The organism is Halorubrum wangae (assembly GCF_051194135.1).
Taxonomy (GTDB): domain Archaea; phylum Halobacteriota; class Halobacteria; order Halobacteriales; family Haloferacaceae; genus Halorubrum.
In genome coordinates, this window is record NZ_JBLZNH010000001.1 from 445,340 (window position 1) to 459,860 (window position 14,521).

The 14,521-nt window shown below is 67.2% G+C and carries 17 protein-coding genes and 1 other RNA gene; 8 read left to right on the top strand and 10 right to left on the bottom strand.

Going from position 1 to position 14,521, the window contains the following annotated elements:
* The first annotated feature begins 112 nt into the window (after positions 1-112).
* Positions 113-1,681 carry a glutamate-cysteine ligase family protein gene (locus tag ACNS84_RS02275; protein WP_435073224.1) on the top strand — a complete coding sequence of 523 codons (1,569 nt, stop codon included), beginning with the start codon at positions 113-115 and terminating at the stop codon, positions 1,679-1,681.
* Positions 1,682-1,738: 57 nt separating this feature from the next.
* Here the strand turns inward: ACNS84_RS02275 and ACNS84_RS02280 are convergent, their stop codons facing one another.
* Positions 1,739-2,155 carry a thiol-disulfide oxidoreductase DCC family protein gene (locus ACNS84_RS02280; protein ID WP_435073225.1) on the bottom strand — a complete coding sequence of 139 codons (417 nt, stop codon included), beginning with the start codon at positions 2,153-2,155 and terminating at the stop codon, positions 1,739-1,741.
* 165 nt (positions 2,156-2,320) lie between these two features.
* On the opposite strand from ACNS84_RS02280, the gene ACNS84_RS02285 reads away from it, so the two are divergent.
* Positions 2,321-4,006 carry an HTTM domain-containing protein gene (locus ACNS84_RS02285; protein WP_435073226.1) on the top strand — a complete coding sequence of 562 codons (1,686 nt, stop codon included), beginning with the start codon at positions 2,321-2,323 and terminating at the stop codon, positions 4,004-4,006.
* A gap of 57 nt (positions 4,007-4,063) precedes the next feature.
* On the opposite strand, the gene ffs is transcribed toward ACNS84_RS02285, so the two are convergent.
* The 3 genes from ffs to ACNS84_RS02300 all read right to left on the bottom strand — a co-directional run bounded on the left by ffs (position 4,064) and on the right by ACNS84_RS02300 (position 5,984).
* An RNA gene (ffs, locus tag ACNS84_RS02290) (signal recognition particle sRNA) lies at positions 4,064-4,375 on the bottom strand.
* A gap of 49 nt (positions 4,376-4,424) precedes the next feature.
* Positions 4,425-4,832, bottom strand: a complete 408-nt coding sequence (locus tag ACNS84_RS02295) for a DUF7548 family protein (RefSeq protein ID WP_435073227.1) — start codon at positions 4,830-4,832, stop codon at positions 4,425-4,427.
* 120 nt (positions 4,833-4,952) lie between these two features.
* Positions 4,953-5,984, bottom strand: a complete 1,032-nt coding sequence (locus ACNS84_RS02300; RefSeq protein ID WP_435073228.1) for a sensor histidine kinase — start codon at positions 5,982-5,984, stop codon at positions 4,953-4,955.
* A 265-nt stretch (positions 5,985-6,249) separates the two neighbouring features.
* On the opposite strand from ACNS84_RS02300, the gene ACNS84_RS02305 reads away from it, so the two are divergent.
* Positions 6,250-6,711, top strand: coding sequence for a DUF7992 family protein (locus tag ACNS84_RS02305; RefSeq protein WP_435073229.1), 462 nt, complete (start codon positions 6,250-6,252; stop codon positions 6,709-6,711).
* A gap of 45 nt (positions 6,712-6,756) precedes the next feature.
* Here ACNS84_RS02305 and ACNS84_RS02310 read toward each other — a convergent pair whose 3' ends face one another.
* Together ACNS84_RS02310 and ACNS84_RS02315 are read right to left on the bottom strand one after the other, a co-directional pair.
* Positions 6,757-7,782: an aldo/keto reductase gene (locus ACNS84_RS02310; protein ID WP_435073230.1), complete on the bottom strand. Its 1,026-nt coding sequence runs from the start codon at positions 7,780-7,782 to the stop codon at positions 6,757-6,759.
* A gap of 77 nt (positions 7,783-7,859) precedes the next feature.
* On the bottom strand, positions 7,860-8,138 hold the full coding sequence (locus ACNS84_RS02315) for a ribonuclease P protein component 4 (RefSeq protein ID WP_435073231.1): 279 nt from the start codon (positions 8,136-8,138) through the stop codon (positions 7,860-7,862).
* Between the two features lie 127 nt (positions 8,139-8,265).
* On the opposite strand from ACNS84_RS02315, the gene ACNS84_RS02320 reads away from it, so the two are divergent.
* The 5 genes from ACNS84_RS02320 to ACNS84_RS02340 all read left to right on the top strand — a co-directional run bounded on the left by ACNS84_RS02320 (position 8,266) and on the right by ACNS84_RS02340 (position 11,400).
* Positions 8,266-8,460 (top strand): methytransferase partner Trm112, encoded by a 195-nt coding sequence (locus ACNS84_RS02320; RefSeq protein ID WP_435073232.1) that lies wholly within the window; start codon positions 8,266-8,268, stop codon positions 8,458-8,460.
* Between the two features lie 48 nt (positions 8,461-8,508).
* Positions 8,509-9,090: a DUF7524 family protein gene (locus tag ACNS84_RS02325; RefSeq protein ID WP_435073233.1), complete on the top strand. Its 582-nt coding sequence runs from the start codon at positions 8,509-8,511 to the stop codon at positions 9,088-9,090.
* Positions 9,091-9,175: 85 nt separating this feature from the next.
* A complete protein-coding gene (locus ACNS84_RS02330) occupies positions 9,176-9,364 on the top strand; it encodes a hypothetical protein (protein WP_004050211.1) in 189 nt (62 codons plus the stop codon).
* Positions 9,365-9,389: 25 nt separating this feature from the next.
* Positions 9,390-9,893, top strand: a complete 504-nt coding sequence (locus ACNS84_RS02335; protein WP_435073234.1) for an RNA-binding protein — start codon at positions 9,390-9,392, stop codon at positions 9,891-9,893.
* Between the two features lie 76 nt (positions 9,894-9,969).
* Complete coding sequence (locus ACNS84_RS02340) at positions 9,970-11,400, top strand: FAD-dependent oxidoreductase (RefSeq protein WP_435073235.1); 1,431 nt, start codon at positions 9,970-9,972, stop codon at positions 11,398-11,400.
* Between the two features lie 29 nt (positions 11,401-11,429).
* On the opposite strand, the gene ACNS84_RS02345 is transcribed toward ACNS84_RS02340, so the two are convergent.
* From ACNS84_RS02345 to ACNS84_RS02360, 4 genes are all read right to left on the bottom strand, one after another.
* Complete coding sequence (locus ACNS84_RS02345; protein WP_435073236.1) at positions 11,430-11,936, bottom strand: hypothetical protein; 507 nt, start codon at positions 11,934-11,936, stop codon at positions 11,430-11,432.
* The gene (locus ACNS84_RS02350; protein WP_435073237.1) at positions 11,933-12,427 is read right to left on the bottom strand and encodes a phosphopantetheine adenylyltransferase; all 495 of its coding nucleotides are present in this window, start codon (positions 12,425-12,427) and stop codon (positions 11,933-11,935) included. The genes ACNS84_RS02345 and ACNS84_RS02350 overlap by 4 nt, the downstream gene beginning before the upstream one ends.
* A 99-nt stretch (positions 12,428-12,526) precedes the next feature.
* Positions 12,527-13,162, bottom strand: coding sequence for a winged helix-turn-helix transcriptional regulator (locus tag ACNS84_RS02355; RefSeq protein WP_435073238.1), 636 nt, complete (start codon positions 13,160-13,162; stop codon positions 12,527-12,529).
* 108 nt (positions 13,163-13,270) lie between these two features.
* The gene (locus ACNS84_RS02360) at positions 13,271-14,350 is read right to left on the bottom strand and encodes a glutamate--cysteine ligase (RefSeq protein ID WP_435073239.1); all 1,080 of its coding nucleotides are present in this window, start codon (positions 14,348-14,350) and stop codon (positions 13,271-13,273) included.
* Between the last annotated feature and the right edge of the window lie 171 nt (positions 14,351-14,521).

Below are 14,521 nucleotides of genomic sequence, written 5' to 3' on the forward strand. Positions count from 1 at the left end.
GGTACGACGGCTACACCCCCTGGTTGCGGTCTCCTCGCCGCATCGTGCCGACGCTCCCCAAACCGCCGATCGGCCGCAGGTCTTTTTACCAGCCCGACTCGTCACCCGTCGCATGAGCACGGAGCCCGCCCTCGCAGACGGCGTCCGGGAGACGCTCGCCGTCGACCCGGACGAGTTCGACGCGCGCGTCGAAGCGGAGGGAGAGATCGTCAAGCAGGAGCTCCGTGACGGCTCCTTCGACAACCACCAGTCGATCGTCGGCTTCGAGTACGAGTTCTACGCGGTCGCCGACGGACGATGGAGCGAGGAGTCGCGAGCGAACGAGTACGCCCTGATGCGCGTCCCGCGACGGCTCCTGGAGCTGATGGGGTTCGAGAAGGAACTGGGGCTCCACAACGCCGAGATGAGTACGAGCCCGCAACCCCTCTCCGACCACGGGCTCCGGGCGCAACTCGCGGAGGTCCGGGCGCAGTTGGAGGCCGCCGAGAACACCGCCGCCGTGGAGGGGATGCGACTCGTCTCGGACGGGATCTGGACGATTCCGCCGACCGGCGAGACGGCCCGCGGGTACCTCACGGACAGCGTCGACGTCGACGGCGTCACCGTCGCCGTCAACATGAGCGACGCAGTTCGGTATCACGCGATGGCGAACGCCGGCTCCGGCGAGCGACGCGGCACCCTCCTCGAAGCGCCGGGGGTGTCGCTGGAAGCGGACACTGTGATGCCGGAGAGCCTCATCACCTCGATCCAACCGCACTACCAGGTCGCGCAGGCCGAGACGCTTCCGCGGCACTTCCGGTACGCGCTCCGAATCGCGGGACCGCTGCTCGCGCTCGGGGTCAACTCTCCCTTCTTCCCGCCTGACCTGTACGACGACGATTGGGACGGGGAGCGCGTCCTCGACGAGGGGGCGGCCGGGAATCGCATTCACGTGTTCGAGTCGGTGCTGAACGCCCGCACCGACGAGGCTAAGGTCCGCTTCCCGCGCGACGTTCACGACGTCGAGACTGCTATCGACCGGATCGTCGGCGACGAGACGCTGATCCCGATGCCGGAGCCCGAGGGGACCGACCGCTTCGACGACGCGTTCGCATCGTTCCGAACGAAGCATGGCAGCTACTGGCGGTGGGTCCGCCCCGTTTTCGAGGGGTCGAGCCGTTCGAGCGCGAACGCCCGGATCGAGTTCCGACCGATCGCGGCCCAGCCGACGGTCCGCGACTCCATCGCCTTCCAGGCGGCGTTCGCGGGGCTGATGCAGTCGCTCACGCAGCACGAGCATCCGGTCATCGGCCTCGACTGGGATACCGCGCGCGAGAATTTCTACGCGGCGGTTGCTGACGGGCTGGACGCCGACATCGAGTGGATCAGTCACGACGGCGAGACAACGACTGACACCGACGCGGTGTACGCAGACCTGATCGACCACGCAGAGGCGGGCCTGCGGACCGCCGGCTGTCCCGAGGAGGAGGCGGCGTCGTGGCTCGCGCCGCTCCGATGGCGGGTCGCGAACCGGACGACTCCGGCGAGTTGGAAGCGCGACCGGGTCCGCGCTCGGCTCGACGGTGGCGACGACTTCGAGACCGCGGTCCACGAAACCCAGCGCGAGTACATCGATCGGCAGTCGGAGACGCTCGTGGAGGGCGGCTTCTCGGCGTGGAAGGACAGCGGCGAGGCGACATAAGACGAACCCCGCCGAACGGTCGATGCGGACCGCCACCGAACGGTGGAGTCGCGCCGATCAGTCCAAAAACCGCGACTGGACGTCTCCGGACGGGATCATACACTGGTCCTTCTTGCCGAACCATCGGTATCGGTGATCGGCGACGAAGTCGTAGATCCGATCGCGAACCGAGCGCGGGAGGTACCGGAACGGCGAGAGGAGTCGGTAGGCGCCGCCCAGTCCCGACGCTATCTGGATGATCGCCGCCGACTTCACGTAGCTCTCCCCGTCTTCGATCAGGACGACCGACTCCAGTTCGTCGCTCGGTAGGTCGTGTTCGACCAACAGCGCCTGCCCGACGTCGGACTGCAGGGAGGCGAAACGATACTTCTCCTCCGTGTCGCGGGGGAGAACGAACTGCACGAACCCGCTACAGAGGTTGCAGACGCCGTCGAAGAGAATGATCGCCTTGTCGTCCGGAATCTCTGTAGACATCGTCTGACAGACCTTCAAGATACCGACAGTTCACACTTCCGGTCACTGCGTCTCGAGGGTCGGCTCCGTCCGCCACGCGATCGGACAGCCAACTGCACGTTTGTGTCTACACCAAGCTTATATCATCCGAAAGTAGAGTCCAGACATCCGACACAATTTGGATTCATGACTCGACAGCCCTCCACCGAGACCGCGCGGTCGCGACTTTCGGGCACTGTCGATCGGCTTTCGGCGGCACTCGCCGCGCGAGTCGCGGTCGACCTGCGCGCGCTCGCGGCCTTCCGGATCGGACTCGCGGCGCTGTTGCTCGTCGACCTTGTGCGGCGGTCGCGTTGGTTGACCGCCTTCTACACCGACTACGGCGTGCTCCCGCGACGAGCGTTCGCCTCTGACTACTCGACGAGCCACTCGCTGCACGCACTCGTCGGAGAACCGTGGACCGTCGCGCTGCTGTTCGCCGTCGCGGGCGCGTTCGCCCTCGCGCTGCTCGTCGGGTATCGGTCGCGACTCGCGGCGGTCGTCTCCTGGCTACTGCTGCTCTCGTTGCAAGCCCGGAACCCGATGCTGTTGAACGCGGGCGACAGCCTGCTGCGCATGCTGCTCTTCTGGAGCGTCTTCCTCCCCCTCGGCGCGCGGTGGTCGGTCGACGCCGTCAAGCGGGCGGACGCGCGGACCGACACGGGATCCGAGGCCGACTCTACCACGAGGTCCGATGCCGATCTCTCCACGGGGAACGATGCCGATCCCCCGACGTCGGGTCCGAGCGCCCCCTCAGTGGCGACCGTCGCTACGATGGCGGTTCTGCTGCAGATGCTGGTGATGTACGTGACCAACGCCGTTCACAAGTACGGAGGCGACCTCTGGATGAGCGGCGAGGCGCTCGTGTACGTCATGCAGGCCGACCACTTCACCTACCTGCTCGGCAATCACCTCGCCGAGTTCCACGGCTTGCTGCGCGCGCTCACCGTCCTGTGGGTCGCGCTTCTGTTCGCGTCGCCGCTGTTGCTCCTCCTCACCGGCGTGCCGCGCGCTGTGCTCGCCTCGCTGTTCGTCGGCATGCACCTCGGCATGGCGGTCACGATGCGGATCGACCTCTTCCCCATCATCGTCGTCGTCGGTTTCCTCCCGTTCTTTCAGACGCCCGTGTGGGACGCCCTCGAGCGCGCTCTCGCTCGTCTGGGGTGGTCGACGTCGCTCTCGCGCTGGCGAGCCCGGCTCGAATCTTTGGTGAGATATCTGCGCTCGCTCGAACCGACGCTCCCCCGACCGACCGCGCCCGGGCGCCTCGACGGGCTCCGCGGCACAGACTTCGCTGCCGGGTTCACCCGCGGACGTGTGCTCCTCTCGACGGTCCTGCCGTACGTCTTCCTCGTGTTGATCGTCCTCTCGAGCGCGCAGGCGGTCGACTTGGCCGAGGTTCCCGACCCCGCAGAGGAGGTCTTAGACGTCGTCGAAATGGACCAGTCCTGGCGGATGTTCGCGCCCGATCCCACCTACACGACTCGGTGGTTCGTCGCACCCGGCGCCCTCGAGAACGGCACCGAACGGGACGTGTTACGAGACTCACCGGTCGATTTCGAACGCCCTGCGCGCGCGGAGACCACTTATCCGACCTCGCGCTGGCGGAAGTACCTCACGAACGTCTACTCGGCCGACAACGAGAACCACCGCTCGTACCTCGCGAACTACCTCTGTGAGGAGTGGAACCGCACCCACGAGGTCGGCGTCGAGACCGTCACCGTCTACCAGCTGTACGAGCGAACGGACCCCTATAACGGGACGGTCGAGGCCGAAGGCACGGTCGAACTGATCGAGTACGACTGCTCCGGTGAGTTCGTCCAGAACGAGTGAGCGGGGCCGTCGCAGGGCGTGTACGGCCGCCGCTCATTGAGTAAAAACGCGTATGAATGGCGGACAGGCGGGCTAGCCCGGCGTTCCGGCACGGGGTATCCCGATTGCCTTCTCCACCCCGCGACCCGACGAGCGACGGGCGTCCGGCGGTGGGCTGCTCGCTTCCGCGCCTGACCCAGTGTCGCCGACGAACCGCGACGGACCGCTCCTGCGAGCGGGCGCCACGGACCGCTGTCCCCGGCGGACGAGGCTTCCACGTTGGCTCTCGGGGCCCGCGCCGGTCAGACCGGACGCGCCCGGTGTTCGGTCCCCGCTAAAGACTACCTCGCGGGTGACGAGCGGGGCCTAACCGCCCGACCTAGTCCATATCAAAATACTCGGGTCCGCCATAAGGGCCTTTCGTTCGCCACCTCGATTCCTACGATAGCAGCGCCCGGGCGTACACCGCTGCGGAGACTGGCAGCGCGACCGACAAGGCGACGACGACTGGCGCGTGCCACCGCAGCCAGCGATACTCCGCGAACATCGTCGTCGGCTCGATGGCGAGCGCCCACGTCGCTGCGCTGAGCGTCGTCGCGGCGCCGAGGATCACCGCGACGCCCGCAAGCGTTCCGGGGTCGAGGTTTCCCCGTTCGACGGAGGCGACGACGACGGCGCTGACGAGCGCGAACAGCGCGATGCCGCCGGCCCCGAGCGTACCGGCGGCGTAGTAGCCGGCAAGCTGGGTCGCGTACCCCGACACGAGCGCGTACGGGGCCGCGAGCACGACCACGGTGACGACGCCGGCGACGATTCCCGCCCGGCGCGAGATACCTCGAAGGTCCATATCCGGGGGTGATCCGGCACGGCGGTAAAAGGACCGGATCGCCCGCGGCGGCGACCGCGCTCTCGATTCGGCGTCCCGACTCGGAAGCGTTTCGTTTTCCTCCGGGCCAGCCGTCCGGCTTCACTCCGTCTCGACGCCAGTTATCTCGAATCGCACGCCCCCTCCGGTCCGCTCTGTCACGTTAACTTCCCAGCCGTGAGCGGTCGCGATTTCCTTCACGATCGCAAGCCCGAATCCGGTGCCGTCTCGTGCAGTCGAGTAGCCGCTCTCGAACACCGTTTCGCGGTCCGGTTCGGCGATCCCCGGCCCGTCGTCTTCGACGTACAGTCCGCCGTCGAAATCGCCGATCCAGATCGTCACGTCGTCGCCCCCGTGGTCGATCGCGTTCCGAATGAGGTTCTCGACGAGCTGTTGCAATCGCGCGGGATCGGCTTGCACCGTCCGCGTCGCCTCCACCTCGAGAGTCGCGTTGGCCGTGTCCATAACGGACCACGACTCCTGGACGAGCTCGGACAGCGCCACCGCTTCGACGGCGTCGACGACTTTGCCTTCTCGGGCGAGCGTGAGGATGTCGGAGATCAGCGCCTCCATTCGAGTGAGTGCGCGTTCGGCGACGGCGAGATGTTCGCTGTCACACGTCTCAGCGGCGAGTTCGAGCCGCCCCTTGGCGACGTTCAACGGACTGCGGAGATCGTGCGAGACGAGGCTGGCGAACTCTTCGAGCTGTTGGTTCGACATTTGGAGCTTTCGCTGTATCTCCGCGAGCTCCTGTTGGCGCTCTTTTTCCGCGGTAATCTCTCGGTAAACGCCGCTAATCTTGACGATCTCGCCGACATCGCTGTACTGCGGAACGCCAGTGGTTCGGACCCAGTACACTTCCCCCTCATCGGTGAGTTCCCGTAGCTCTAAATCGTAGGTTTCTCCGGTCTCTTTGAGCCGTCGGACCGCCGCCTCGATGATGGGCCGATCCTCGGGGTGGTAGAACTGGAGTCCGGCTTCGAGCGTTGGCGTGTAGTCCGCGGGAAGGTCGCGGATCCGGCTGACCTCCTCGGACCAGCGTAGCCGTTCGGGATCCAGATCCATCTCCCAATAGCCGACCTTCGCATACTCGCCCTGTCGGGTATGTGACTCTTCTTCCGTCCCGGCAGTCATATGATCAGTACGTCGGTAGCGCATATTAACGGTGGTATATGTAGACGCCCTTGGCGCGGGGGAGTACTGCACGTTCCGTCCTGAGAGACCGAGAAACAACAGTAGGAGTGCACGTCGTCTTCTCGTGGTCACCGCCGTGCTGGATTCTCGCCCCGTCTTCAGCGCGGATTCGGTGCCCGATAGCCGTCCGAACAGTCTCTCAGTGGTGTCAGAACGGGGACCAGAGGAGCCATACTCTTGCGTGGGGGCGAACAAACACGTACTAATGAGTCTCGACGTCGATACGCCGGCACCGCCCGAACTGCAAGAGACCGACCCGAACGAATACGAGGACGCAGAGGTCGTCGGAGACACGGATTACAAGCGCGACGAGTTGGGGGCGTTCCTGAAAGCGGGGGCATGGGAGGACGCGTTCCTCGAGTGGGCCGGAGACACGGACATGGACGAGGAGGCGTTTCAGATCGTGCTGGATTTGGACATGCTCCAGCAGTACGACTTTTTCTGGGACTCGTTTGCAGAACGCGTCGGCTACCACGCACCCGGTATTCCGGAAGATTGGAAAGAGCGCAACTACCACGCCGACTTGGATTCGTGGGGGACGGTCTCCTCGATAAACGCCGGACTGACCGAGTTGGGACAGATCACCTGCGACGTCCTGAAAAGCGAGTACATCGACTGGGAGACAGAGTACGAAGCGCCCGACGACCTGCCTGATTTCGAAACGTAGCCGCCGGCGTCCGTCTTCGCCTCGTGTTCCGTCTCTCCCGACCGCTCAGTGTCCCCAGAGCGACCCGTCCGGGGCGTACCGCGCGTCCATGATCCTCTCCCACTGCTCGTCGGAGAGGGCGAGGTCGGTCGCGGCGACGTTCTCGGCCAGTTGGTCGGCCGTCCGCGCGCCGACGATGGGGACGCAGGTAAACTCGTCCCACTCGGTTAGCCACGCGAGCGCGACCTGTGCCGGCGTCGCGTCGAGTTCGGCGGCGACTTCGCGGACCGCGTCTAACACCTTCCAGCCGCGCTCGGAGAGGTAGAAGCGCTCGAATCGGTCGTCGAAGCTGGCGCGCGAGCCGTCCGGTGCAATCACCTCCTCGGGGTCGTCCGGGTCGGCGCGCTCGTACTTTCCGGTGAGGAACCCGCCCGCCAGCGGGGAGTACGGACAGACGGCGACGTCCTGGTCGATGCAGACGTCGAGGTACTCCTTGACGTCCTCGTAGTAGCCGGCGTGGTGGAGCGGCTGGACCACGTCGAACCGGGCGTAGTCGTTGACGTCGGCGGTCCACAGCGCCTTCGTCAGCTGCCACGCCGCCATCGTCGACGCGCCGAGATAGTGCACCTTCCCCTCCGAGACGAGTTCGTCGAGGACGCGCATCGTCTCCTCGATGGGCGTCTCCTCGTCCCACCGATGGATGTAGTAGATGTCGAGATAGTCGGTGTCGAGTCGGTCGAGCGTCCCTTCGACCTGCGCTCTGATGTGCTTTCGTCCGAGCCCGGAGTCGTTGGGTCCGGGCTCGCCGCGCCCGTCGAACGGGAAGTACACCTTCGAGGCGACCACGTAATCCTCGCGGTCGTGCTCCGCGAGCCACTCGCCGACGTACTCCTCGCTCGTCCCGTTCGGATTCCCGTACACGTTGGCGGTGTCGATGAAGTTGATCCCGTGGTCCGCGGCCGCGTCGAGCAGCGCGTGGGCCTCCTCGCGGCCCGTCTCGACCACGCCGTTCGTCTCCCGCCCGAAGCGCCACGTCCCGAAACAGAGTTCCGAGACGCTGAGTCCGGTGTTGCCGAGTCGTCGATAGTCCATGCTTGCACCTCTCGTCGGTGAGGTTTAAATCGTGACGACAGCGGCGGGCCGCGGGCGGGGGCGAGCCGGCGACGCGGTTACTCGAACGGGTACCGCGCCGTCGACCCGCACTCGCGACAGCGGACGACGACGCGACCGGGCCGGAGCCGGACGCGCCCCGTCTTTCCGGGCCGGAGGTACACGTCGCAGTCGTCGCAGGTCTGGCGAGAGAACGCGGCCGGAAGCCCGCACCGGTTCCGCTCCGCGACGCGGCGCGCGAGCGCGACGTACTCCCTGGATCGATCGTACTCGTCGTCGACGACCGCCTCGCGGGCGAGCGTCAACAGGCGGTCGATCCGTTCCGACGGAATCCCCATGTCTCGCCGGGGGCGACGGACCGGCAAAGTCGTTGCTATCGACGGACGGCCGGGCGGTGGGATTGACGCGGCGACGCCGCGATCCGGACCCGCACGGTTTTTTACCGGTCCGGTCGAACGCCTCGGTATGAAAGAGTCGCTGATGGACGTCGTCTGCTGCCCGCTCGACAAGGCCGACCTCGAACTCGACGTCGATGACCGAGAGGACGAAGAGATCCTCACCGGGACGCTCACCTGCACCGAGTGCGGGGAGAAGTACCCCATCGAGGACGGGATTCCGAACCTCCTGCCGCCGGACATGCGCGAAGAGGCCACCGCGTAGTCCGAATCGTACTGCATCTTTTTTTAGTGTGAGTTCGTCGACCCGTACGTGCCGACACTCGCCGTCGAACTAAACGGGGACGCAGTCCACTCGATCCGGGCACCAGACCGGTTCGCGACGAACGGTCACTTCTCCATCGTGCTCGAGAACCTCGGTCGGTCGACGCACGTCCACCTCCACTTCGACGATGACCTCAATCGGGTCTGCTCGGTCGCCGAAACGAATCACTTCGTCGACGGCGAGTCGACCAAACGGGTTCACGTCACCGCCGCTGAGGTCGACGAGACGGTCGCCGGCAAGCTAAAGATCGTTACTGGGTACGGGTCGAACACGCGGTACGTCGACATGGAGATTGACCCGCCTCCGGAGTCCGAGACGCAGCGGGTCGCCGTCGACGAACGGTTCACGAAACCGCCGGAGCGGTCGCCCGACCCGCCGCTCGGACAGCGCGCCGCGGCTGCGGTCACCGAACTCGTGGAACGCGGCGGGTTGTCGGCGGCGATCGTCGGTATTCTCGCCATCGTCGCCGGCGTCGCGCTCGCGCTCGCCATCGACAGCCTGATCGTCTCGTTCGCGGTCGGCGTCGTGCTGACGGTGTTGATCGTCGTCGTGTTGCTCACGATGGCGTGACCGCCGGCCGCCGAGACGACGTCCAACCGCGCTCCGGTCGCTCCGGATCCGCGCGCTTTTAAGCGTCCCACTGGAACCAAATTCCATGAGCTTTGAGAAGGAAGACGAGGTCGTGCTCCACGACAAACACAGCGAGTACGACGGCGAGACGGGCACGATCACGCAGGTGATGGAGACGATGTTCGGCGACGCGACCTACACGGTCAGCTTCGAGGATGGCCAAGAGACGGGCGTCCCCGAGGACGCGCTCGACGCCGTCGAGAGCGAGGAGTAACCGACCCCGTTACCCCGAGACCCGCATGGCAAAAGTCCCCTTCCACTACGTCGACCTCCGGGCGTTCTCGTACGCCACCGAGGACGAGAAGCGGGTCGAAGACGCCCTCCGAACGTTCCTCCCCGAGGACGTCGAACTCGACCGCGTCGAGAATGTCGGCCACCACGGCGACCGGATCGTCGTGCTCTCCGCGCGGATCGAAAACGCTGACGGTATGCGCCACGTCCTCGACGCGCTGGCCGACCTCGACGACGTCGACCGCGTGATCGACGAACTCGACCAGCGCGTCGACGACAACTGCGCGCTGTTCCTCCGAGTCGACAAGCAGGCCGCGTTCCGCGGCGACGTCCGACTCGGTCCCGGCATCACCGTCCGCGCGAAGGTCGAGGCGTACCCGGCGAAGAAGGCGGCGGCCGTCGAGAACGCCCGCGAGACGCTGTCGCGTCTGGCCGACGATGACGAGGCCGATTCGGATTCCGGTGAAGACGGCGACGAGGCCGATTCGGATTCCGACGAAGGCGCCGCGTAACCGACCGACCCCGGGCCGGGCGTCCGCCCTGCACCCGCGGCGTGCATTTTTGTACGGTCCTCTCGTCGACCCGCCCATGAGCGACCCATTCGTTGTGGTCGGCGCCGACGCGGCCGGACTGAGCGCTGCCAGCAAGTTCCGCCGAGAGGCGCCCGACCGCGAGGTCGTCGTCTTCGAGAGGGGTCAGTGGATATCGTACGCCTTCTGCGGGATGCCGTACTTCATCGAGGGACGGGTCGAACGCATGTCGGACCTCCTCTCGCTGTCCCCGAGCGAGGTCGACGAGCGGGGGATCGACCTCCGGCGCGGCCACGAGGTCGTCGCCGTGGATCCGGACGCGAAGCGGGTGACTGTCGAGACCACCGACGGCGACACCCTCGAACAGCCGTACAGCGACCTCCTCGTCGCGACCGGCGGTCGCGCGTCGACCGGCCTCTTTGACGTGCGCGGGGTGGACGGTGCCTTCACACTCCATGACATGGACGCCGCGGCCGCCATCGACGCCTACATCGCCGACCCGAACGCGTACGATCCGGACCGCGCGGACGTGAGCGCGGTCGACCGCGAGCGGGTCGAGCGCAACGCCGCGATGCCCGCCCCCGAGACGGCGGCAGTCGTCGGCGGCGGGTACGTCGGCGTCGAGACCGCCGAGGCGCTTACCGCCCGGGGCCTCGACGTGCACGTCTTCCAACGCTCCGAGCACCTGCTTCGACCGTTCGGTGAGGCGGTCGGCGAGCGCGTCGAGACCGCGCTGACCGAGGCCGGCGTGACCGTCCACACGGGGAGCCCCGTCGAGGCCCTCGACGGCGACGGTCGGATCGAGGCCGTGCGCTTCGACGGGGAACGGTTCCCCGTCGACATGGCGGTCGTTGGCGTTGGTATCGAGCCGAACACGACGCTGTTGGGGGGGACCGGCGTCGAACTCGGCGAGGGCGGCGCGATCCGGACCGACGAGTACGGGCGGACGAGCCTCTCGAACGTGTACGCCGCCGGCGACTGCGCGACCGCGAGACACGCCGTCACCGGCGAACCGGCGTGGATGCCTCTCGGCCTCACCGCGAACCGGGCCGGGCGGGCGATCGGCGCCACCGTCGCCGGCGATCCCTCGCTCGTGGGCGACATCGCGGGCACCGCGGTCGTGAAGGCGTTCGAGATGGAGGCCGGGCGCGTGGGTCTCGTCGAGGTGGAGTCGGCCCGCGAGGCCGGCTTCGACCCCGTCAGCGAGACGGTCACCGCCGGCTCCCGCTCGGGCTATTATCCGGGCGCGGAACCGACCGATGTGACGCTCGTCGCCGACCGCGATACCGGGCGACTGATCGGCGGGAGCATCGTCGGCCCGGACCACGCCGCGATCCGGATCAACACGCTCGCGACCGCACTGGAGGCAGACATGACCGTCTCGGAGGTCGAGCGACTCGATCTGGCGTACGCGCCCCCGTTCAGCCCGGTGTGGGATCCGGTGCTCGTCGCGGCGAAGGTGCTCAACGGAACACTCGAGGAAGCGTAACAGTCGACCGGTCGCGTCGGTCGCTCGCGTCAGTCGCTCGCGTCAGCGTCGCCGTCGGCGCTCGTTTCTCCGTCAACCCCGTCTCCCGGACCGCCGCCCCCGATCCCGGCGACGACCCGACCGACGAGGTAGCCGGCCGTGCCGACAGCGACCGCGGCCGCGAGGGCGACGCCAAGCGGTTCGGCGACCGCGACCGCGAACCCGAGGGGGTCTGCAAACGGGATCGTGTAGGGAACCGGCCCGATCGCTCGCAGGAGCACGGCGGCGAAGGGCCCGTACGCGAGCAGAATCGCGGGAAGCACGCCGGCGCCGACCGCGGCGAAGGCGACGGTTCCGATCGCGGTCAGCGCCGCGAGGGCCGCGGCGACCGGTGCGACGGTGCCGGTCGCGGGAGTGACTCCCGCGGCCGCACCGAGAATCGCCGTCGCGTCGAAGGCGACGTACGAGACCGCGAAGCCGACCGCACTCCAGACGGCCGCGCGCTCGAAGCCGGTCTCGCCGATGGCGATCCGGCTGAGTCGGCTCTCGCCCGTCATTCCGGGCGGGTCGCGCCGCGTCCCTCGCGGTCGGGCGTAAGATTTCCGTGCTCGTCTATCTCGCCGGCGACGATCCGCGTCGAGGAGATGCGCTCGCCGTCTTCGGCGGGGACGTGGTTGACGACGACGAGTTCGAGCGGGTGGTGGCCGCGCTCGCGACGTATCTCGTTGATCTGTTCGCCGCCCGCCTTCGTCTCGGGCGAGACGATGAGGGCGTCGAACTCCGGCTCGACGGCGATGCCGGTCGGCTCGGTGAGTTCCCGCACAGCGAACTCACGGTCGTGCTTCTCGGCGCGCGGCGCGAGCTCGGCCACCAGGTCACGCTTCCGGCGGTCGTACGGACGGACGTAGCGCTCGACGTGTCGGGTTTTCGGGGCGAGTTCGTCGGAGGTGAGGCCGACGGTGACGTCCCCCAGCTCGAACGCCCGTTCGAACAGCTTCCGATGGCCGTCGTGAACGGGGTCGAAGGTGCCACCAAGCGCGACGTTCATGCCAGTCGGTTGCGCGGCCGGAACTTAAATTGTCCCGAAGCCGGGCTCGTGGGGGAAGACTCACCGCCCGGCAGTCGTCGGTGTCGATTCCGTTCGGCGCTATCGGTCGTCGTCGGTCTCCTCGGCTCCGGCGGCTTCTCCCTCCTCTTCCTCGTTCTCCTCATCCCCGTCTGTGCCCGCCGCCTCGTCCTCGTCGTCGTCGACGGAGATCTGCACCGGCTCCGCGTCACCGTCGGTGGACTCGCCGCCGAGCCGTCGGTCGAGATTGAAGACGGCGTTCAGCTCGCGTTGCACGTCGCCGACGACGCCCCTGACCAGTTCGCTCGGCGCGATGGCCTCGTACTCGTAGGGGTTGTTGCCGGCGCCGCTCGCCTCGCGCTTGTCGCGCTCGACCTTCTCCTCGTCGTGAAGCTCCGCCAGCGCCTCGCGGACCGTGCTCGGGTAGAGCCCGGTGCCGTCGGCAATCTCGTCGCTCGTGCTACGGGGGTTGTCCCGCAGGTAGACGTAAATCCGGGCGCGGGTCTCGGTGTCGAGTAGCCATGCCAGCAGGTCGACGACGTTGTCATCGAACCCCTTCACGGCCTTGTCGGCGCCCTCGCCCAGCCGCTCTTTGGTCTTGCGGAGCTCTTCGCGGGTCCGCTCAGTTGGCGATTCGTCTCCCGCACCCTCCGCGTCGAGGGCGACACCGCCGTCGGCGTCGGCGGCGGAATCGTCGTCAAACTCGTCGCTCGTCATGTCAGAAAGAGGGGTCCGCGCACTCAAAAGGGTTTCTCGTCGCTTTCGTTCCAACGAAACACCGGGCGCGTCTCCCTCGGCTCGGTGTGAGTGCCCGCGTCCGCCTAGCTACGGCGCCACGATCAGGTCCGCACACAGCGCGTCGAGCCCGGACTCCTCGCGGAGCCGTCGCTGGCGCTCGGTGCCGCTTTCCGCGTCGTACACCCGTCGAATCCCGTCGATCCCGAGCCGGTCGCACTCGCGGTCGACGACCTCACCGAGCGACACGGTGTCCTCGCCGCTCCGCGTGAGGAACGAGGCGTCGTGGCCGTGGCGGAGCGCGCGCCACTTGTTCTCGTCGAGCAGTTCGCGGCGGAGCGACGTCGCCGACTCGCCGTCCGCGTAGCGCTCGGCGTAGTCGACGACGAGCGCGTGGACGTACTCGACCAGCGCGAGGGTGACCTCGGGGTCGCGCTGGGCGTCGGGCGCGCGCACCTCGACCGTGCCGTGGCCGGTGTGGGGGCGCACGTCGAACCAGAGTTCGCCGCGGTCGGCGATCGATCCCTGCTCGACCATCCGGCGCTCGTAGCGCTGGAAGGCGTCGAAGTCGTCGAACGCGGAGGGGACTCCCGTGTTCGGCAGGTTCTCGAATATCTTCGCACGGGCGGACGCCAGGCCGGTGTCGAAGCCGTTCCAGAACGGAGAGTTCGCCGACAGCGCGAGCAGCACGGCGCAGTGCCATCGCAATCGGTTGGCGATCCATACCGCCTTGTCCGCGTCGTCGACGCCGACGTGGACGTGTAGCCCAGCGGTGGTGTTGCGGTGTTGCGGGTACCGGATCCGATCCAACTGGGCCTCGTACCGCGGCTTCTCGACGTGATCGAGCTCCCGCCACTTTGCCGCCGGGTGGAGCCCCGAGGCGGCTATCCGGTACCCGTCCGCAGCGGCGTGGTCGACGAGCGCCGCTCGCACCGTCGAGAGGGCGTCCGCGGCGTTGTCAGGGTCCTCGATCCGCTGCGTCTGCGCCTCGATGGTACACTGAAACAGCTCGTGGTCGAATCCCGCGGGCACCTCGCTCGGCGGGTCGCGGCCGTAGACGAGGTCGTCGGTTCCGGACGTCGGGCGTCCCTCGGCATCCACGATGTAGAACTCCTCTTCGATGCCCAGCGTTCCCATGCTGGCGAACGCGTCCCGCGAACCGAGATCCATTATCCCTCCTTTCCCTCCCCGCGTTCTTATATGAATTGGAACCCGAAACGGCGCGCCGGTGTCGGCGTCGAACGCGAAAGGGACGACCGAGAGCGGCGTCGCTCGTCGGTCGAGAACGCGGCGAATCGATTTCGTCGAAAACGAGTTGGCGATGTCGCGGTTATGCGCCCA

Bases quoted from the DNA above. Each gene is read 5' to 3' on its own strand.
- ACNS84_RS02295 (WP_435073227.1), bottom strand. From the start codon at position 4,832: ATGGACCTTCGAGGTATCTCGCGCCGGGCGGGAATCGTCGCCGGCGTC.
- ACNS84_RS02275 (WP_435073224.1), top strand. From the start codon at position 113: ATGAGCACGGAGCCCGCCCTCGCAGACGGCGTCCGGGAGACGCTCGCC.
- ACNS84_RS02340 (WP_435073235.1), top strand. From the start codon at position 9,970: ATGAGCGACCCATTCGTTGTGGTCGGCGCCGACGCGGCCGGACTGAGC.
- ACNS84_RS02345 (WP_435073236.1), bottom strand. From the start codon at position 11,936: ATGACGGGCGAGAGCCGACTCAGCCGGATCGCCATCGGCGAGACCGGC.
- ACNS84_RS02285 (WP_435073226.1), top strand. From the start codon at position 2,321: ATGACTCGACAGCCCTCCACCGAGACCGCGCGGTCGCGACTTTCGGGC.
- ACNS84_RS02330 (WP_004050211.1), top strand. From the start codon at position 9,176: ATGAGCTTTGAGAAGGAAGACGAGGTCGTGCTCCACGACAAACACAGC.
- ACNS84_RS02310 (WP_435073230.1), bottom strand. From the start codon at position 7,782: ATGGACTATCGACGACTCGGCAACACCGGACTCAGCGTCTCGGAACTC.
- ACNS84_RS02300 (WP_435073228.1), bottom strand. From the start codon at position 5,984: ATGACTGCCGGGACGGAAGAAGAGTCACATACCCGACAGGGCGAGTAT.
- ACNS84_RS02280 (WP_435073225.1), bottom strand. From the start codon at position 2,155: ATGTCTACAGAGATTCCGGACGACAAGGCGATCATTCTCTTCGACGGC.
- ACNS84_RS02355 (WP_435073238.1), bottom strand. From the start codon at position 13,162: ATGACGAGCGACGAGTTTGACGACGATTCCGCCGCCGACGCCGACGGC.
- ACNS84_RS02360 (WP_435073239.1), bottom strand. From the start codon at position 14,350: ATGGATCTCGGTTCGCGGGACGCGTTCGCCAGCATGGGAACGCTGGGC.
- ACNS84_RS02320 (WP_435073232.1), top strand. From the start codon at position 8,266: ATGAAAGAGTCGCTGATGGACGTCGTCTGCTGCCCGCTCGACAAGGCC.
- ACNS84_RS02335 (WP_435073234.1), top strand. From the start codon at position 9,390: ATGGCAAAAGTCCCCTTCCACTACGTCGACCTCCGGGCGTTCTCGTAC.
- ACNS84_RS02305 (WP_435073229.1), top strand. From the start codon at position 6,250: ATGAGTCTCGACGTCGATACGCCGGCACCGCCCGAACTGCAAGAGACC.
- ACNS84_RS02350 (WP_435073237.1), bottom strand. From the start codon at position 12,427: ATGAACGTCGCGCTTGGTGGCACCTTCGACCCCGTTCACGACGGCCAT.
- ACNS84_RS02315 (WP_435073231.1), bottom strand. From the start codon at position 8,138: ATGGGGATTCCGTCGGAACGGATCGACCGCCTGTTGACGCTCGCCCGC.